This window comes from Acinetobacter larvae (genome assembly GCF_001704115.1).
GTDB lineage: Bacteria > Pseudomonadota > Gammaproteobacteria > Pseudomonadales > Moraxellaceae > Acinetobacter > Acinetobacter larvae.
Map to the genome: position 1 here is coordinate 2,963,042 of NZ_CP016895.1, position 20,226 is coordinate 2,983,267.

Annotated in this window: 15 protein-coding genes; 9 read left to right on the plus strand and 6 right to left on the minus strand. The window is 44.4% G+C overall.

All coding sequences use genetic code 11. The annotated features are described in order from the left end of the window. The first annotated feature begins 278 nt into the window (after nt 1-278). Complete coding sequence (dusA, locus tag BFG52_RS13180; protein WP_067557130.1) at nt 279-1,310, plus strand: tRNA dihydrouridine(20/20a) synthase DusA; 1,032 nt, start codon at nt 279-281, stop codon at nt 1,308-1,310. Nucleotides 1,311-1,373: 63 nt separating this feature from the next. Beyond that, complete coding sequence (locus BFG52_RS13185) at nt 1,374-2,282, plus strand: lysophospholipid acyltransferase family protein (protein ID WP_067557132.1); 909 nt, start codon at nt 1,374-1,376, stop codon at nt 2,280-2,282. 170 nt (nt 2,283-2,452) lie between these two features. Here BFG52_RS13185 and ilvC read toward each other — a convergent pair whose 3' ends face one another. The 3 genes from ilvC to BFG52_RS13200 all read right to left on the minus strand — a co-directional run bounded on the left by ilvC (nt 2,453) and on the right by BFG52_RS13200 (nt 5,856). Then, a complete protein-coding gene (gene ilvC, locus BFG52_RS13190) occupies nt 2,453-3,469 on the minus strand; it encodes a ketol-acid reductoisomerase (RefSeq protein ID WP_067557134.1) in 1,017 nt (338 codons plus the stop codon). A gap of 171 nt (nt 3,470-3,640) precedes the next feature. Further along, nucleotides 3,641-4,132, minus strand: coding sequence for an acetolactate synthase small subunit (ilvN, locus tag BFG52_RS13195; RefSeq protein WP_067557140.1), 492 nt, complete (start codon nt 4,130-4,132; stop codon nt 3,641-3,643). Next, complete coding sequence (locus BFG52_RS13200) at nt 4,132-5,856, minus strand: acetolactate synthase 3 large subunit (protein ID WP_067557142.1); 1,725 nt, start codon at nt 5,854-5,856, stop codon at nt 4,132-4,134. Before BFG52_RS13200 ends, ilvN begins: the two co-directional genes overlap by 1 nt. Before the next feature lie 545 nt (nt 5,857-6,401). Between BFG52_RS13200 and leuS the strand changes: the two genes are divergently transcribed. The 6 genes from leuS to BFG52_RS13235 all read left to right on the plus strand — a co-directional run bounded on the left by leuS (nt 6,402) and on the right by BFG52_RS13235 (nt 16,077). Then, nucleotides 6,402-9,026: a leucine--tRNA ligase gene (gene leuS, locus BFG52_RS13205; RefSeq protein WP_067557144.1), complete on the plus strand. Its 2,625-nt coding sequence runs from the start codon at nt 6,402-6,404 to the stop codon at nt 9,024-9,026. A 48-nt stretch (nt 9,027-9,074) separates the two neighbouring features. Further along, complete coding sequence (locus BFG52_RS13210) at nt 9,075-9,629, plus strand: LPS-assembly lipoprotein LptE (RefSeq protein ID WP_067557146.1); 555 nt, start codon at nt 9,075-9,077, stop codon at nt 9,627-9,629. 183 nt (nt 9,630-9,812) lie between these two features. Continuing rightward, nucleotides 9,813-10,799, plus strand: a complete 987-nt coding sequence (gene holA / locus BFG52_RS13215; protein ID WP_067557149.1) for a DNA polymerase III subunit delta — start codon at nt 9,813-9,815, stop codon at nt 10,797-10,799. A 475-nt stretch (nt 10,800-11,274) separates the two neighbouring features. After that, the gene (locus BFG52_RS13225; protein WP_067557155.1) at nt 11,275-12,615 is read left to right on the plus strand and encodes a MacA family efflux pump subunit; all 1,341 of its coding nucleotides are present in this window, start codon (nt 11,275-11,277) and stop codon (nt 12,613-12,615) included. A gap of 2 nt (nt 12,616-12,617) precedes the next feature. Further along, nucleotides 12,618-14,594 (plus strand): MacB family efflux pump subunit, encoded by a 1,977-nt coding sequence (locus BFG52_RS13230; protein ID WP_067557158.1) that lies wholly within the window; start codon nt 12,618-12,620, stop codon nt 14,592-14,594. A 19-nt stretch (nt 14,595-14,613) separates the two neighbouring features. Beyond that, nucleotides 14,614-16,077, plus strand: coding sequence for an efflux transporter outer membrane subunit (locus BFG52_RS13235; RefSeq protein ID WP_067557162.1), 1,464 nt, complete (start codon nt 14,614-14,616; stop codon nt 16,075-16,077). A 139-nt stretch (nt 16,078-16,216) separates the two neighbouring features. On the opposite strand, the gene BFG52_RS13240 is transcribed toward BFG52_RS13235, so the two are convergent. The 3 genes from BFG52_RS13240 to orn all read right to left on the minus strand — a co-directional run bounded on the left by BFG52_RS13240 (nt 16,217) and on the right by orn (nt 18,983). Further along, nucleotides 16,217-17,020 carry an enoyl-ACP reductase FabI gene (locus tag BFG52_RS13240; RefSeq protein WP_067557166.1) on the minus strand — a complete coding sequence of 268 codons (804 nt, stop codon included), beginning with the start codon at nt 17,018-17,020 and terminating at the stop codon, nt 16,217-16,219. Nucleotides 17,021-17,322: 302 nt separating this feature from the next. Continuing rightward, nucleotides 17,323-18,057 (minus strand): Bax inhibitor-1/YccA family protein, encoded by a 735-nt coding sequence (locus BFG52_RS13245; RefSeq protein WP_067557169.1) that lies wholly within the window; start codon nt 18,055-18,057, stop codon nt 17,323-17,325. 368 nt (nt 18,058-18,425) lie between these two features. Then, a complete protein-coding gene (gene orn, locus BFG52_RS13250; RefSeq protein WP_067557170.1) occupies nt 18,426-18,983 on the minus strand; it encodes an oligoribonuclease in 558 nt (185 codons plus the stop codon). 125 nt (nt 18,984-19,108) lie between these two features. Here orn and rsgA point away from each other — a divergent pair, with 125 nt between their 5' ends. Continuing rightward, the gene (rsgA, locus tag BFG52_RS13255) at nt 19,109-20,167 is read left to right on the plus strand and encodes a ribosome small subunit-dependent GTPase A (RefSeq protein ID WP_067557172.1); all 1,059 of its coding nucleotides are present in this window, start codon (nt 19,109-19,111) and stop codon (nt 20,165-20,167) included. The last annotated feature ends 59 nt before the right edge of the window (nt 20,168-20,226 follow it).

A 20,226-nucleotide genomic window follows, 5' to 3' on the forward strand; every position in this document is an offset into this window, starting at 1 on the left:
GTTTTGCCCCAGTTGTCTGCGGTTGTTTGAGTCCAAAAGTTTTACTTTGTTGTCTTCAGAAAAACCCTGAGCTCTCAATCCCTAAACCTAAATACATCTTGCAGCATAAAATGTGTTGTGCCAGCGGTGAGTATGCGAATAGTAATTGATGCGATACAATTTACGCCTTCAATGCAAATTTTAGCAAAGACCTAAACTGTGGTGTAATCCAACAGATTGCAGTCGCTTAAAATGTGTTAGCACAGGTTATTAAATTTAATGTAAGAGTATGATTTTAAATGAAAAATCTTCAAACCATTGATAATAAAAGAGATGTGCGCATCAGCGTTGCCCCGATGATGGACTGGACTACGGCAGATTTTCGTTTCTTCGCGCGACTATTTAATCCCAACATTATTTTATATACCGAGATGGTCACGACTGGCGCAATTTTATTTGGTGATGCTGCACGCCATCTAGATTTTAATCAGGAAGAACACCCGATTGTGCTACAACTTGGTGGCTCCAATCCACAGCAATTAGCCGAATGCAGTAAAATGGCGCAAGACTGGGGCTATGATGAAATTAACCTCAATGTAGGCTGTCCTAGTGATCGCGTGCAAAATAACAAAATCGGTGCTTGTCTGATGGCAGAACCGGAACTGGTGGCAGAATGTATTGCCGCGATGCAACACGCTGTAGATCTTCCAGTCAGTGTGAAACACCGCATCGGTATCGATCACATGCAGTCTTATGAAGAAATGCTACATTTTGTCGACACCGTTGCCGCAACGGGCTGTCGTAACTTTATTGTGCATGCTCGTATAGCGCTACTACAAGGTTTATCTCCCAAAGAAAACCGTGATGTCCCACCATTACGATATGAAGATGTTTATCGCCTAAAAAGAGAACGCCCAGCACTTTGTATTGAAATCAATGGTGGTATTAAGAGCTTGGCAGAAACCAAGCAACACTTAGCACATGTCGATGGCGTGATGATTGGGCGTGAAGCTTATCATAACCCTTATCTCTTAGCTGAATTGGGTCAACTTTGGGGATTAGCAAACGTAGACCGTTATGCGATCATGGAAAAAATGTTGCCCTATATCGAACAACGTTTGGCACAAGGGGCACCGTTGTCGATTATCACACGACATATTTTAGGTTTATTTCAAAACCTGCCTGGTGCACGTAAATGGCGTCAAGCACTCAGTGGTGGCAATGCAAAACAGTTAGCCGATGTACAACAAGCACTGGAGAATATTCAATTGGCGATGCAACGCACTGAAGCATATATTGCCGCACAGCCCCATCACACCGCATCATCATGACATACAGCGATGCGACCAACATTTTTGAGATCGCATCGCATAGCCCCTTTGAGCAAAAACCTTATGACAATACTGCCAGCACTACGCTATCTCCCCTTAAGTGTGTTACGTGCTGCTGCACAAGCCGTTGCGTGGTGGCTTAAACGCTCTCCCCACAAAAGTATGCTCTGGAAAACGCGCGTCAATATTGCATTAGCCTACCCTGAACGAACCGACCAACAACAAGAGCAATTGGCTCGACAAAGTATAGAAGAACAATGTCTATCTTATGTTGAATCACTAAAATGCTGGGCTATGCCAGCAGCATGGAGTGTGGCGCAAATTCGCCATGTAGAACACTTAGAGCGGCTCACCACGGCGCTGAAAAACCCCAATGGTGCGCTGATTATTACCCCACACTTGGGCGTTTGGGAAATGATGAATGCTTGGGTACATCAATATGGCACCCCCACCATTTTATATAAGCCGATGCAAAACCCTCACATCAACGCCTTTGTGCTGCAAGCACGACAACGTCTTCATGCACAATTGGTTGCTACCGATGCATCCGGTGTAAAAGCATTATTTAAGACCTTAAAACAAGGTGGCTTTGGCGTTATTTTGCCAGACCATGTGCCGCAGCCTTCCGGGGGGATTGACGCCGCATTTTTTGGCGTAGAAACCCTAAGTAGTACGCTTGCCAGCAAAATGGCACAAAAAACACGCTGCGCCCTGATTGGCTTGAGTTGCTTTCGTCGTGAGGATGGTCAGGGCTTTGATGTGTATTGTGATGCTTTGAATGATGCCGCACTGTATGACAGCGACTTACAGACTGCCACCACGGCACTCAATCATGCGATAGAACACATGATCGTACGCAATGCTGCCAGCTATATGTGGGGTTATAAACGCTTTAAGCACATCGCCGCACACGATGATGTCTATGCCCTAGAGATTGAGCATATTCGGCAATGGCGGCGGAAGCTATTGTAGTCTCGCGATCTCGCCAAATTATTGCTCACCCATTGCAAGTCGCTGACAGGCAAAAAATAACCCGCACACTTTATGCGGGTTATTGAGATTGAGTTCGTATTGTCTAGGTGCGATAGCATCATCTGAGCAATACGACATCATGCGATACGACGCTTCGCACGAAGATCAACTTAGTTTTTCTCTTTGTCAACAATCTTGTTGGCTTGAATCCAAGGCATCATGGCGCGGAGTTTAGCGCCAGTCACTTCAATACCATGCTCGGCATTTTGACGACGACGTGCAGTCATTGAAGGATAGTTCAATGCACCTTCTTGAATGAACATTTTTGCATATTCGCCAGATTGGATACGTTTCAAGGCATGACGCATCGCTTCACGTGATTGCGCGTTGATCACTTCAGTACCCGTTACGTATTCACCATACTCTGCGTTGTTTGAAACAGAGTAGTTCATGTCTGCGATTCCGCCTTCAAACATGAGGTCTACGATCAATTTAAGTTCATGTAAGCATTCGAAATAAGCCATTTCTGGTGAATAACCCGCTTCAACCAAAGTTTCGAAGCCCATTTTCACCAATTCAACTGCGCCACCACAAAGAACCGCTTGCTCACCAAATAAGTCCGTTTCAGTTTCTTCACGGAAAGAGGTTTCGATAATACCAGTACGTCCACCGCCAACACCTGAAGCATAAGACAATGCAACATTACGTGCATTTCCTGACGCATCTTGATGTACTGCGATTAAGTCAGGTACACCAGAACCACGTTGGAATTCTGAACGCACGGTATGACCCGGTGCTTTAGGTGCAATCATGATCACATCTAAGTCTTTACGTGGTACAACTTGGTTATAAAGTACTGAGAAACCATGGGCAAATGCTAATGTTGCGCCTTGTTTGATATTGGGCTCAATCACGTCACGATACAACTCAGATTGGAACTCATCTGGGGTTAAGATCATAACCAAATCAGCTTGTTTCACAGCATCTGCAACATTAGTCACTTGTAGACCTGCATTTTCTGCTTTTTTCCAAGATGCCGAACCTTCACGGAGACCAACTGTTACATCTACACCTGAATCTTTCAGGTTAAGCGCATGTGCATGCCCTTGTGAACCATAACCAATGATGGCTACTTTTTTGCCTTGGATGATAGATATATCACAGTCTTTGTCATAAAAAATTTGCATTGTTATCTCCGCTAAAATGCTGTGTCACTGTATCTATAACAAGATACGTAATTGCTTAAATCGTATTGTTACTAAGGTGGTACTGTTCATACAGTACTGAATAAAAAGTGTTTTGCAAAGTAGGGGCTATACACGCGTATAAATCCCTACTCAGCACATCAAAACATGCGATTAGATGGTCAGTACTTTTTCGCCACGTGCGATACCGGATACCCCAGAACGCACCACTTCGAGAATGGTGTTTTCCGCAATCGCATCAATAAATGCATCAACTTTTTCAGTCGTCCCTGTAATCTGAATGGTATAGGTGGTCGGGGTAACATCGACAATCTGACCACGAAAAATATCGGAAGTGCGTTTGATTTCATCACGCGCTACGCCAGATGCTTTGACTTTAATCAACATCAACTCGCGCTCGATATGCGGACCTTCAGATAAGTCCACCACCTTAACCACTTCAACCAGTTTATTGAGTTGCTTGGTAATTTGTTCAATCTTATGGTCATCACCATAAGTGGTCAGGGTCAAACGCGATAGCGTGGCATCTTCGGTGGGTGCAACATTGAGCGTTTCAATGTTATAGCCACGTTGTGAAAATAGCCCGACCAAACGTGATAGCGCGCCAGATTCGTTTTCAACCAAAACCGAGATTATATGTCTCATCAGGTACGCTCCCCTTTTGCTAACCACATATCACACATGGATTGACCCGCGATCTGCATCGGATATACATGTTCTGAACGGTCGATCATGACATTAATGAACACGCATTTATCATGAATTGCCATGGCTTCTGCCAATTTAGACTCTAACTCATCGGCATGATCGATCTGAATCCCGACATGCCCATACGCTTCCATTAACTTGGCAAAGTCTGGTAATGACTCGACATAAGAGCTGGAATGACGTCCCTCATAATTCATGTCTTGCCATTGTTTCACCATACCCAAGGCACGGTTATTCAAGCATAAAATTTTAACGTTCAAGCCGTACTGGGTACAGGTTGACAGTTCTTGAATACACATCTGGATCGATGCTTCACCGGTAATACAAACCACTTGCTCATTGGGGAAAGCCAATTTGGCAGCCATGGCATAAGGTAAGCCTACCCCCATAGTTCCCAAACCGCCTGAGTTAACCCATTGACGTGGACGTTTGTATTTATAATACAAAGCCGCAAACATTTGATGCTGTCCAACGTCCGACGTAATGATGGCATCACCGTTGGTCACTTTATATAAAGCTTCAACAACTTGTTGTGGCTTCATGGTGCCATCATCGAGACGTTGATATGCTAAACCATGTACTTTACGCCACTGGTTGATCTGTTCCCACCATGCAGCCAAGGCTTCAGGATTGGGTTTTTCTACATCCATCTGCTTCAACTGTACCAACATTTCTTGTAATACAGGCTCAACCGCACCCACGATAGGAATCTGCGCCATGATGGTTTTAGAAATAGCTGCTGGATCGATATCAATATGAATGACCCGTGCATTTGGACAGAATTTTCTTGGGTTGTTGGTGACACGGTCATCAAAACGTGCCCCGACAGCCAAAATTACATCGGCATGGTGCATAGCATGGTTGGCTTCATAGGTACCATGCATCCCAAGCATGCCAATGAACTGTGGGTCATCTCCAGGGAAACCACCCAAGCCCATCAAGGTATTGGTAACTGGAAAACCAAGACGATGTGCCAATTCGGTCAATAATGCTGCGGCATTGCCTTGTACCACACCACCACCACTATAAATAATCGGGCGTTTGGCATGAATAAGTTCTTCGATTGCTTTACGAATCTGCCCTGAGTGACCGCGTGAAGGCGGCTGATAAGAACGCATCTTAATTTTTTCAGGATATTCGTAAGCGAATTTTTCAACAGGATTGGTTGTGTCTTTGGGAATATCGACGACCACAGGTCCTGGACGTCCACTGGCTGCGATATAAAAAGCTTTTTTGATAATGCTTGGAATTTCGCTGGCGTGACGGACTTGAAAGCTATGCTTGACGATTGGGCGTGATACACCAACCATGTCGGTTTCTTGGAATGCGTCTTCACCAATCAGATGTGAAGCGACCTGACCAGAAATCACCACCATGGGGATTGAGTCCATAAACGCCGTTGCAATTGCAGTCACGGTATTGGTTGCGCCGGGACCTGAAGTCACCAGCACCACACCTGTTTTACCTGTAGTCCGCGAATAAGCGTCAGCCATATGACCTGCGGCTTGTTCGTGACGAACGAGGTAATGCTTAACTTTGTCTTGTCGAAAGATAGCGTCGTAGATATGTAAAACTGCGCCGCCTGGATAACCAAAAACATGCTCAACGCCCTCGTCTGCTAAAGCGCGAACGAGCATTTCACCACCAGATAAAAGTTCCAACGTGATTCACCCTAATCTTTTTTCGACACAATGCGATGGGAGGCATACATCGTGTAAGTTTCGTTTATACGTCTATAGTGTTATAGCACATAGCGTCATTAGTTTTGCTGCAATAAAATTTTTTTTATAACATCTCAGCCGTTTGGGTAGAAATGATCTCAAAATAGATAGGTTTGGATGAACGTATCTAGCTGATTTTCATTGACTCAGTATAGTGCCAATGTATTGCAAGCTTAGCCTAGAATCGAAGGGTGATCGATGACAGGCTGACTAAACTAAGAGAGCATTTTTAGAGATTTTTGCCAGTAAAGTCAAGCTTTCTCAGCGGGTTTTTATTGATTACTTTTAACTCGGGCGTTTTTTGTACAAAAAGGTTTTTTAAACAAAAGTTTCGAGCATTCAGACTGGCATGCTGCATCGCAAGCCGACCTCGGCAATTTTCTACAGAATTTCGTTATTATTATTGCGCTTCTATTTCACATTGCTAGCCATTTTGCGCTATGCTGTGCAGCAAACTTTTTTACTATTGTTGTTCGATAAGATTTATGACTACTCCTCACATTGACCCAGAATATCAAGCGAGTGCGATCGAGCCCCAAATCCAAAAAGATTGGGCAGATCGTCAAGTTTTTAAAGTAGCGGATACGGTTACCCAAAAACATCGTTATATCCTCTCTATGTTTCCTTATCCAAGCGGTAAGCTGCATATGGGTCATGTGCGCAACTATACCATTGGTGATGTCATTAGCCGTTTTTATCGTTTAAAAGGTGAAGCGGTATTACAACCTATGGGTTGGGATGCTTTTGGTTTACCCGCTGAAAATGCCGCGATTGCTCATAAAGTCGCGCCCGCTCAATGGACTTTTGAAAATATCGCCTATATGCGTGATCAATTGAAGCGTCTGGGCTTATCTGTCGATTGGGATCGTGAATTTGCAACATGTACACCAGAGTATTATCACTGGGAACAATGGCTCTTTGTCCAGCTCTATAAAAAAGGTCTGATTTACCGCAAACTCTCAACGGTCAACTGGGACCCTGTAGACCAAACGGTTTTGGCCAACGAACAAGTTGAAAATGGTCGTGGTTGGCGCTCTGGTGCATTGGTAGAAAAACGTGATATTCCAATGTATTACTTCCGTATTACCGATTATGCACAAGAATTATTAGACGATCTCGATCAACTACAAGCGGGTTGGCCACAACAAGTCTTGACCATGCAACGTAATTGGATTGGGCGTTCACAAGGCATGGAAATTATATTCCCAAGTGCCGATCCTAGCCGCTACGCAGACCCGATTACGGTCTATACCACACGTGGTGACACCTTAATGGGTGCCAGCTATGTGGCAGTTGCCGCAGAGCATCCGCTTGCGCTCCAAGCCGCTGAAAACAATGCCACACTCAAAGCCTTTATTGAAGAATGCCGTATGGGCTCTGTTGCCGAGGCAGACTTGGCCACAGCTGAGAAAAAAGGCATGGCAACAGGTTATTTTGTTGAGCATCCCTTGACTGGTGCTAAATTGCCGGTCTGGATTGCCAACTATGTATTGATGTCTTATGGTTCAGGCGCGGTCATGGCAGTACCTGCACATGATGAACGTGATTTCGAATTTGCCAATAAATACCAATTGCCAATCCAACAAGTGATCGATGCACAAGGTGCTGAAGATCGTCCATTTGATGCGACAGTATGGCAAGAGTGGTATGGCGCGAAACACGGTAAGCTGGTCCACTCTGCTGAGTTTGATGGGTTAGATTTCGATACAGCCTATAGCGCAATTTTAGCCAAACTCGAAGCGAAAAACTTAGGGAATAGCAAGGTTCAATTCCGTTTACGTGACTGGGGCGTATCTCGTCAGCGTTATTGGGGTTGTCCTATCCCGATGATCAACTGCACACAGTGTGGTCAAGTTCCAGTGCCTGAAGAACAATTACCAGTGATTTTACCCACGGACGTTGTGCCAGATGGTTCAGGCAATCCTCTCAATAAAATGCCTGAGTTCTATCAAACCACGTGCCCAAGTTGTGGTGGCGAAGCACGTCGTGAAACCGATACCTTAGATACATTTGTAGAATCCTCTTGGTACTATGCGCGTTTTGCATCACCTGATTTCCAAGCTGGCTTAGTCTCTGCCGAGGCAGCACAAACTTGGTTACCTGTAAACCAATATATTGGTGGTGTGGAACATGCCATCTTGCACTTACTCTATGCGCGTTTCTTCCATAAATTGATGCGTGATGAAGGCGTGGTACAAGGCAATGAACCTTTTAGTCACTTGCTAACCCAAGGCATGGTATTGGCCGATACTTATTATCGTGAAGATGCCAATGGCAAGAAAACTTGGTTCAACCCCGCCGACATTGAACTCACCCGTGATGACAAAGGTCGTATCCTCAAAGCGGTCTATCGCGAAGATGGCGAAGAGGTCGTTGTTGGTGGTCAAGAAAAAATGTCGAAATCGAAAAATAACGGTATCGACCCACAACAGATTATTGATCTCTATGGTGCAGATACTGCGCGTGTCTTTATGATGTTTGCCGCACCGCCCGATCAATCACTCGAATGGTCAGATGCTGGAGTTGAGGGTGCCAACCGTTTCTTAAAACGCGTTTGGCGGATGACTTACAACTTCTTGAGCACAGGCGCAACTCAACGTGACTTTGATGCCAGCAAACTCAGTCCAGCTGCACAAGATTTACGTCGTAAAACCCATCAAACCATTGAAAAAGTCAGTGATGATATTGAGCGTCGTTTTGCCTTTAATACCTCGATTGCGGCCTTGATGGAATTGTTAAATGCCATCAATAAATTTGCAGCCAAAACAGCGGATGACCACGCGGTAAGCTTTGAAGCCATTCGTAGTTTATTAATTTTACTCGCACCTTTTGCACCACACTTAAGCCAAGTTTTATTGGCAGAGTTAGGTCTTGACTTGACCACCCAGCAATTGCCCCAAGTAGATCCTTCTGCATTGGTCAGCAATACACAAACTATTGTGGTACAAGTCAATGGCAAACTTCGTGCTAAATTAGAGGTTGCTGTCGATACCGATAAGGATGAGCTGATTGCCTTGGCAAAAGCCTTGCCTGAGGTACAACAGTTCTTGACAGGTGCAACCAAAAAAGAAATCGTGGTTCCCAACAAATTGGTTAACTTCGTTGTTTAATCGACAAGATTGTTTTATTGCAATCGCACAGAAAAATAGAGGTTCAGCATGCACTTTGTTCAACGTATAGCCGCTATCGTGATCACGCTTGGATTGAGTGCAAGCATGGTAGGCTGTGCTGGTTTCCATCTTAAAGGGACCAGTGCAACCACTGCGCCGCTCAGCTATAGCAAACTCCAACTCGCTTTGCCTGCCGATGCACGCCCCCTAGAAAAACGCCTAAGCGTTGATCTGACGGCTGCCGGTATTCAAATGACCGCGGCAGAAGATGCTTATGTATTGCGTATTTTAGAATACCAACCACGTCGTTTAGAACTGAGTGGTAAATTGGTAGAAACGCTGTTAAGACTGAGCGTAACCTTTCAGATTGAAGATCGACAAGGTCGTTTAATTACCGAACCACGGACTGTGATGGCAAATCGTAGCTATCAATATGACGTCGCGACAGTAAACACCGAAGATCAACAAAACCGTTACCTACAACAAGTCTTAATTGATGACATTGCTCGGCAGATTACCCACCAAGTGGTCAATAATCGCCTGCCTAAAGCACAAGGTACGCTGCCCTCTTTTGCGGAACAAGTGCAGCAAGAGCAAAAATAAGCAGCCTATACGCTGTTCCAGTCAAGCAACCCCGTTGAGCTGCTGGGCGTGTTCTCTATTGGTAGCTGCAAAGTTGTACACGATGGCTGGCGTATCAAATACGATCCAGCCATTCTTTATTCATGATGAGATCATGGATGATAATGTCGCATCACTCCTGCCACCCAGCAAGATGTTTAAGATATGAAGATCGATTATTTACAAGCGTTAAAACGTATTCATGCGGCACGTGGTGTCTGGCTCATGCAAGGTCAGGAACCCTTGCTGGAGCAAAATCTCTTACAAGCCTTTCGCAAAGACTGGCAACAACACAATGTAGAGCGGCAACGTTTTGATTTAAATAGTGTTGCCGACTGGAAAACCGTATTTAACGCCCTCAATAGTCTGTCATTATTTTCCCAGCAACTGGCCATTGAAGTGCATGGCAATATCAAACCCGATGCTGCCAGCTTAAAACTTCTTAAGCAGTATATTCAGCACAATGAGCATAATTTATTGTTGATTGTGATGCCCAAACAAGACAGCAATAGCCTGAAATCCAGCTTCTTTCAGACGGTAGAAGCCAACGGAACACTGGTAAATCTCATTGCCAACTCCGCACGTGACCGACAAAATATTTTAAATATCGAAGCGCAAGCTTTGGGTATTCAGCTCACCTATAATGCTTGGCAATGGTTAGAGCAACACCATGAACATAATCTATTGGCAGCCAAAAATAGTTTAATGCGAGTTGCCGATACCTTCCCAGAACAGCAGCAGATTGAGATCGAACATCTGCAACAATGCTTACAAGATCAATCGCGCTACAGTAGTTTTGACCTGAGTGATGCTGTACTCCGGGGAGATCTCGCGCAAGCCACCAAGATTTTGCAATATTTACAGCAGTCAGGCGAAGCAGCAAGCTTAATACTTTGGACACTGAGTAAAGAAATGCGCTTACTGATGCAGCTCTATGAACAGCCACAAAATGCGATTCAATTGGGTATCTGGCGTAATAAAGTTGCTATGTATCAACATGCTTTAGCGCGCCTGTCTGCACAGCAGTTTCTGACCTGGCCGAGTTTGCTGTTACGCGTCGATGCCGCCATCAAAGGCATGCGTGCTGAAAACCCACAATTGCTCTTACAACAATGCGTTGCTGAACTCTGTGGGCGCCCACTATGGCATTAACTTAACATCACATCTCCAATCACATCACCAAGCATTTTCAGTTTAAGCTGGTTGAATTGAATTAAGCTGAATTTAAACAGATTTAATAACAGCTTGTTGAATTGAAGCTGACTTAAAGCTGGTTTAACTGGCGCTGGTTTAATTGAAACAGGCTTAAAGCTGGGTTTAACTGGCGCTGGTTTAATTGAAGCGAGCTTAAAGCTGGGTTTAATTAAACGCTGACTTGGATTTAAATAGGGTGTTGGCTTTAGAACAACTAAAACCCAAACAAGCTGTACTGAAGGGTTAAAAAGCATCCGCTTAAATGCTTTATCGCAACAAAAAATTCATTTAAAATCTGCCAACGCCAAAGAAAAAATCCCTGTATTTTGTGTTACATATCACTCCATTTTCTATTCAAAAAATATTCACGCTTTATCCTTAATTAAACTTTATAATCAGCCGACATTTATTGACCTGCTCATGCTTGATTATCATGCCTAAAATAAAACCAACCAAAGTTATTATCATTGCAGTCTGTATCGCTATTTTAGCCATTGTCGCTTGGGTCTTTTTAAAACCCAAACCACAAACACCGCAATTCATTACGGCACCAATTAGCCGTGGTGATATAGAAAATGCCGTATTGGCAACTGGTAATCTTGAAGCAACCAAAATCGTCAGTGTCGGTGCGCAGGTGTCTGGTCAGGTCAAAAAAATGTACGTCAAACTAGGCGATCAGGTCGAACAAGGTCAATTGATTGCACAAATTGACTCGGTACGCCAAGAAAATGACCTCAAAACAGCTGAAGCCAATATTAAAAATCAACAAGCGCAATTGGCCGTGAATCAAGCCAACTTAGCCAAAGTTGAAGCAGAATATCAACGGCAAAAAAATATGTATGCGCAAGATGCGACATCGCGTGCAGAATATGAAAGTGCTTTGGCTGCATTTAAAACAGCACAAGCCAATATCGCCTCGATCAATGCGCAAATTGAACAATCTCGTTTGAACTTAGACACAGCCAAAGAAAATGTGGGTTATACCCGCATTGTGGCACCGATGAGTGGTACGGTGGTTGCCATCGTGACGGAAGAAGGTCAAACCGTAAACGCGAACCAAAGCGCACCAACCATTGTTAAGCTGGCACAACTCGATACCATGACAGTCAAAGCACAAGTGTCTGAAGCAGATGTCATGAAAGTGGAAGCGGGACAAAAAGTCTACTTTACCACCTTGGGCGATAGCGAGAAAAAACGCTATGCCACTTTGCGTCAAGTCGAACCTGCCCCGAGCTCAATCAACACCGAAAGCAGCAACAACTCCACCTCTTCAAGCTCTAGCAGTAGTGCAATTTACTACAACGCATTATTTGATGCCCCCAATGATGATGGCAAGCTGCGTATTGATATGACTGCACAAGTTTATATCATTCTCGCCGAAGCCAAAGATGTCCTCATGGTACCCGCATCCGCTTTACAAAATACGCAACGTCAACGTAGCGGTAGCGCAGCCCCTGCACGCAATAGTGATCGCGCTGCAGCACGTGCTGATAGAAGTAATAGTAACAACAGCAAAGCCCCACAATTTGAACGCCTCAACCTTACTGCCGAAGAAAAAGCTTTAGTTGATCAAGGCAAGGCCTCTGTGGCAACAGTTCGTGTTTTACAAGCAGATGGTAGTGCCAAACCACAACAAATTCTAATTGGTCTCAATAACCGTGTGAATGCGCAAGTACTGCGTGGCTTAAAACAAAATGACCAAGTGATCATTGCTGATGGTGCAGATGCCAGTAACAATGCCGCTAAACGCAGCAACGGTCCAATGAGATTTTAATCATGAATCAAAAACGCGCTTTACTGGAAGTAAAAGATCTGATTCGTGAATTTCCAGCAGGTGAATCGACGGTACAAATTCTCAAAGGCATCGATCTCACCATCTATGCTGGCGAGTTGGTTGCCATCGTTGGTCAGTCTGGTTCGGGTAAATCTACCCTGATGAATATTTTAGGCTGCTTGGACAAACCCAGTGCTGGTAGCTATCAGGTCAATGGTCGTGAAACAGGACGCTTAAGTCCTGATGAGTTGGCACAATTGCGCCGTGAATATTTCGGCTTTATTTTCCAACGTTACCATTTGCTCAATGACTTAAATGCAGCAGGCAACGTAGAAGTCCCAGCAGTCTATGCTGGAGTAGATGCGAGCGAACGTCAGCAACGCGCAGTCCAATTACTCAGTGACTTAGGTTTATCTGACAAAACCCAAAACCGCCCGAATCAACTTTCAGGCGGGCAACAACAACGGGTTTCGATTGCACGTGCCTTGATGAATGGTGGTGAAGTCATTTTAGCCGATGAGCCCACTGGTGCGCTCGACAAAAATAGTGGTATTGAAGTGATGCGCATTTTGCGTGAACTCAATCAAAATGGTCATACCATTATTTTGGTCACCCACGATCACCAAGTTGCCAAGAATGCCACGCGTATCATTGAGATCAGTGATGGTCAAATCATTTCTGACCAACCCAATGTTCCTGAAATCGCGGCGGATCTCGATTCGGCAGCAGTCAAAGAAACCACAACTCAGCAAAAAAAATCAGCGCCTTGGCGCGCTGCGATTGATCGCTTTAGCGAAGCCTTCCGTATGGCATTGTTGGCAATGAATGCACATCGTATGCGCACATTTCTGACCATGCTGGGGATTATCATCGGGATTGCTTCGGTGGTCTCTGTGGTTGCGCTGGGGAATGGTTCACAGAAGCAGATCTTAGAAAATATCAGTAGTTTGGGCACCAATACTATTACTGTATTCCAAGGGCGTGGCTTTGGTGACAACTCCAAAACCGCTCAAGCCAAGACTCTGATCCCCGCTGATGCCGAAGCCTTGGCTGAGCAACCCTATGTCGATGGGGTCAGTCCAACTGCCACCAGTAATGTCACTGCGCGCTATAAAGAAATCGAGGCAGCGACTACGGTCAATGGTGTCAGTGAAGACTATTTTTATGTCAAAGGCATGACCTTTAAATATGGGCAAAGTTTTGATAAAAACAGCGTCCAACACCGTGCCCAAGATGTCGTCATCGACTCCAACACCGCCAATACCTTTTTCCCCAATACCAATAACCCAGTGGGTGAAGTGATTTTATTGGGCAGCGTGCCGAGTCGTATTATTGGCGTCACCGATGCACAAAAAGGTATGTTTAACAATGACAGCCTCAATGTCTACCTGCCCTATTCCACCGTTATGAGCCGTATGCTAGGACAAAGTAATGTACGCAGTGTGATTGTGCGCATTAAAGATGAATACTCGAGTGCGGCGGCAGAAAATGCCATTATCTCCTTACTCGAACAACGTCATGGCGCACAGGATATCTTTACCCAAAACTCAGACAGTATTCGTGAAGCCATTGAGCAAACCACAGCAACCATGACCCTGCTAATCTCAGCAATTGCTGTTATTTCACTGGTAGTTGGCGGCATTGGGGTGATGAATATTATGCTGGTTTCCGTGACTGAACGGACCCAAGAAATCGGGGTACGCATGGCGGTAGGCGCACGACAAAGTGATATTTTGCAGCAATTCTTAATCGAAGCAATTTTAGTCTGTATTTTAGGTGGGGGACTTGGCGTATTACTGTCCTTGGCAGTGGGTCAAGTGATTAGTCATTTTGCTGGTGCCAGTTTCCAAATGGCTTACTCCAGCTCATCGATTATTGCTGCATTTGTCTGCTCAACCTTGATTGGGGTAGTTTTTGGCTTTATCCCTGCCCGTAATGCCGCACAGCTCGACCCTGTCGACGCTTTGTCTCGAGAATAAGTCTAATAAGGAGTCTATGATGTCAATTCATCATGTTAAAACCACCGGCTGTATCGCATTATTAAGCCAGCTCCTGATTGGCTGTCAGGCAATCGTCAAAAGCGACTATCAAGCCCCCAATGTTAGCGTGCCGCAGCAATTTGCCTATGCGACATCAACGGCCAATGCCTATCCTGCACAATATGCAGATCAATGGTGGACCTTATTTCAAGATCCCCAGCTCAACCAGTTGGTACAGCAAGTGATTGCGCGTAATGGCAACTTGGCAGTTGCTGGCATTAACCTGCAACAAGCACAGCTCAAAGCCGGGCTGGCACAAGCCCAACAAGGGATTCGTGTCAGTGATGCCTCAATCAGTACAGGACATCAATTTGAGCTAGAGGGCGGCAGTCATAGCGATAGCGGTTTTCGTTTAAATTATCCTGGACTGAGCTACCAAATCGATTTATTTGGCAAGCTCGCGCGGCAAACTGAAGCAGCCAAATGGGAAGCTTTGGCAACAGCGCAAGACCTGCAAGCCACAGCACAGACACTGATCGGCACCACTGCCAATTTATATTGGCAATTGGGATATTTAAATGAACGTCACCAAGTGACTTTAAGCAATCTTGAAAAAACCGAAAAACTCTACCAGTTGGTGCAAAGCCAATACCGTGCGGGCTCAGTCTCTGGTTTAGATCTCACCCAAGCGCAACAGGCGGTGCAGAGTCAGCAAGCCAGCCTGAGTCAGATTGAGCAGCAACGTGTAGAAACCCGTAGTGCTTTGGCTGTTTTGCTACAAATTCCATTGCAGCAACTCACAATCCAAGAGCCGCAAACATTACCATCTGCACAATTGCCTGCTATTACCGCTGGACTACCTGCCGAATTATTGTCTAGACGACCAGACCTACAGGCAGCAGAGCTACGCCTGAGAGAAAGTCTTGCCAATAAAGACGCCACCAAAGCCAGTTATTATCCTTCTATTAGCCTAACAGGCAGTTTGAGTACCGGCTTGGTCGGGAGCAGTAGCTCATTGGCAGATGCCCTGAAAAACCCGATTGCAACTCTCGGAGCAGGTCTAACGCTACCCTTTTTGCAATACAATGACATGAAACGTAATTTAAAAATCAGTGCGTTAGATTATGAAAAAGCCATTGTGCAATATCGCAATACCTTATATCAGGCTTTTGCTGACACAGAAAATGCCTTATCACAACGGCTAGAGCTAGACAAACAAGTTGCCTTACAGCAGAAAAATCTGGACTTGGCAGAAAAATCTGAACGTCTGACCGAGGTCCGTTATAAGAATGGTGCCATTGCACTTAAGCAATTATTGGATGCCCAAGAAACCACCCGTAATGCGCGGTTGAGTTTGGTGCAAACCAAACAAAGCCAATACAATGCCTATGTCACCTTATTGCAAGCTTTAGGCGGTAGCCCAATTCAGCAATTACCCGAAAACCCTGAGCAAAAGGCACAGCAGCAAAACACTAGCCAATAAACCCTTAACGCTATTTAGGTCTATGCTATCGCTATAAACCCCAGTCCATCATCATAACTTAAACCAAAGAGGCGACCGCATAGGGTCGCCTCTTTAGTCTAAAGCCTTATTTATAAGCCTTATAGCTTGATAGCGTGCTTTATTCGCTTTGCATCAAATCTGCGCTCATGCCTACAGTGTTGAAACCCGCATCGACATATAAGATCTCACCCGTAATACCGTTGGCCCATGGTGAGCACAGGAATAATGCTGCATTGCCCACATCTTCAATACTGACATTACGTTTCAATGGTGCAATCTTGGCATTGGTATCTAGCATTTTACGGAAAGATTTAATTCCCGAAGCTGCCAAAGTCCGGATTGGACCCGCTGAAATCGCATTTACACGAATGCCTTCAGCACCGAGGCTTGAAGCCAAATAACGTACGCTGGCTTCCAGTGATGCTTTGGCTAATCCCATAACGTTATAGTTTGGCAGTACGCGCTCTGAACCTTGATAGGTCAAAGTCAACAAACAACCTTGTCGCGCCAGCAATAGCGGTTTTGCAGCACGTGCCAACGCCACAAAGCTATAGGCGCTAATATCATGTGCAATACGGAAACCTTCACGATCAGTGACTTCGGTAAAGTCGCCATCTAGAGTATGTGCTGGTGCAAAACCAATTGAATGCACCACACCATCTAAGCCATCCCAGTGCTGTGCTAGGTCAATAAAGGTTTGCTCGATTTCTGCATCATTGGCTACATCGCATGCAAAGACCAGCGTTGAACCGAATTGTGTTGCAAAGTCATCTACCCGTTTTTTTAATTTTTCATTGGGATAGGTAAATGCCAAAGCTGCACCTTCACGATGTAGTGCCTCGGCAATGCCATAAGCGATTGACAGTTTACTGGCAATGCCTGCAATTAAAAAACGTTTACCTGCTAAAAGTCCTTGTGCCATGCTATCTCACTCGAATTAGATGATGATGCATAATGCCAAGTTTAAGGCAATTACTAAATTGCATAATGCACCTTTTTTTCATTTAGCGATGTGCTTAAAAATCGTATTACATCGTTCGCGTTGCAGCGTTAAAGCAAAATAGCTCTTTATGTTTAGATGCAACTAGATTATGCCTGAATGCGACTAGATGTAATATATACTATAAAAAACGCGCCGAAAGCGCGTTTTTTATTGAAAGGCTCAGCCTTGTAAAGCTGATTAGTCATTGCTTTGCGGCTAATTAGTCATTGCTTTGCAGCTGATTAGTCATTGCTTTGCAATAGCCCCAATAAACGTAAGAATGAATAGTACATCCACACCAAGGTTGCCAAGAGGGCAATACCACAAAGCCATTCAAAGTTTTTCGGTGCACGCTGTGCTGCAGCAGATTCGATCATGTCAAAATCTAAGATGAGGTTCAAAGAAGCAATCACTGCCACAAAGGCAGCAAAACCAATCCCTAACCAATTGCTTTCAAAGATATAAGGAATGCTTGAACCAAAAGCTAAACTCATCACCATTTGTACAACAAAAACTAAAGCAATGGCTATAGACGCAGACATCACCACAGCTTTAAATTTTTCAGTGGCACGAATCACTTGGAAACGATACAAAGCAAACATGACCAGCGTCGTTAAGAAGGTTGCCAATAATGCTTGTAGCGGTACACCTGGAAATTTCACTTGGAAAATAACTGAAATTCCGCCCAAAAATGCGCCTTCAAATAAGGCATAAGGGATGGCTAAAGTACGTGCCGTATTGGGTTTAAAAGTTGCGACTAAAGCGAGAATTAAACCACCAATAGCACCCACCACAGCAGCAGCCATGGCTAAGCCAAGGTTTAAGGTCATAAAACTATAAACAAATAAAGATAGCCCCACCACAGCAGCAATCACGGTTAACAGCACAGATTTTTGTACTGCACCTTGCACCGTCATTGGATCGCTCAGATCACTATAGGTCTCGACCCGATTTAAAATAGGATTATTACTTTGCATAAAAATACTCTTAAAAAGATAAAAGCCAAAAAATTAGAATACAACGTTATAAGTTCAAGAATGTTAAATGTCTTGCATCAATGCATTGACATGCGATTTCCCATCGAGTATAGCGAAAATTCAACAAATAAAAAGTATGTTTTTCATACAAAAACAAATTAACACGCTGCTTTTACAGGACCGTTAACACATACTGTAAAGCTGCAAATCCTGTGCTTAGCGCCTCACCGAGCTCGCTGTAAAGCCTCATCGTATCGCATGACGACCAATGAAGCTGAACAGGTTGCAACGGCAGCAACACTTTTTATCGACATAACATCTTTATAGGCACAGCATTTTTATTTTTAGAGCTACCTCTATTTTAAAACTTAGTAGGTATTTTGAATAAAGAAATATTGACGATAATACTTCAACTCGACAATCGAATCACGAATATCATCCAAAGCCAAATGTGAGGCATTTTTCTTAAGCCCACTCATAATTTCAGGGCGCCAGCGTTTTGCCAATTCCTTAATCGAAGACACATCAAGGTTACGATAATGAAAATATTGTTCCAACTCTGGCATTAAACGGTGTAAGAAACGGCGGTCTTGGCAAATGGAATTACCACACATTGGAGAAATCTTTGCATTGACCCATTTCTTTAAGAAGTCCAAAGTCTGTTGCTCAGCATCGCGTGCTGTCAACTTACTGCGACGTACCCGTTCAATCAAGCCAGACTGACCATGTTGACGTGTATTCCACTCATCCATGGCATTTAAAACCAAATCCGATTGATGTACCGCCAACACAGGCCCTTCAGCCAAAACATTTAACTGATCATCTGTAATAATGGTCGCAATTTCGATAATTTGATCATTGTCCGTATCTAACCCAGTCATTTCTAGGTCAATCCATATTAGGCGACTATCAGGGGTGCTGCTCATAAAATGCAATCTTCATCAGAGATAAAAACAAATATAGTAGCAAATTAATGCGTGATCTGCTGTAAATAACATGCATAGCGTGTTATTTTGCTTTGTGCATCAAACTGACTACAACTAGGACTTGAATGAGCCTGATTCGTAAACGACGTCTGACTGAACAACAGCAACGGCGTATTCAGAAACAACAGCAAAACCGTCAAGAAGAAACCGACACTTCACATGATTTAGAAGGCTTAGTGGTACAACACTATGGTCGTCAACTTGAAGTTGAAGCGCTCTCTATTCCGGCGCAATCCCCCATTCCAGCAACGGCTGTTGCGGGTGAAGCTGCACCATTCTGGAAGGATATTCAATTACATAGTGTTTGGCGTTGTCATACCCGAACCAACCTTGAACAATTGGTCACTGGGGATCGCGTCAAATGGCAAGCAGATCCCAATACTGGGCTCGGTATTATTACTGCAATACAACCACGACAATCTCTACTGACACGTCCAGATCGCTATCATAAAGTAAAACCTGTTGCAGCCAATATCAGCCTAATTGTTATTGTCTTCGCCCCTTTACCAGAAGTTGCCCCCGGTTTGCTGGACCGTTATTTGGTTGCTTGTGCCGATGCACAGATTCCAGCATTATTATTGCTCAATAAAATCGACCTATTACAAGCACAAGACCCCATTTTAACGCTATTGGCACAATACCAAGATTTAGGGTATGAAGTGATGCAATGCCAATCGAGTGCAGATCTCAGTGCGCTCAAACAACGCTTAGAAGGTGAAACCGTGGCTTTTGTGGGGCAATCGGGTGTAGGCAAAAGCTCAATTATCAATCACATCGTGCCTGACGCACTGCAAAAAACCAATATCATTTCTGAAAATTCAGCACTGGGGCAACACACCACCACCTCGACACGGCTCATTCATTTTGGTGAGCAAGGTGCCTTGATTGACTCTCCGGGAATTCGTGAATTTGGCTTATGGCATTTGAGTGCCGACAAAGTAGAACAAGGCTTTCCAGATATTGCGCAACATCTTGGTCAATGCCAATTTCGAAATTGCACCCATTTACATGAACAACGCTGTGGCTTAAAACAGGCTATTGCCGATGGCAAAATTTTAGCGCGGCGCTTGGACAGCTATTTACGTCTGCTGGATGAAATTCAGCTCGCGCAACAAAAAAATTAAATTTCTCGGTACTGAGACTTGAAGCGGTGATTTAGATCACCATATATATGCGTTATACT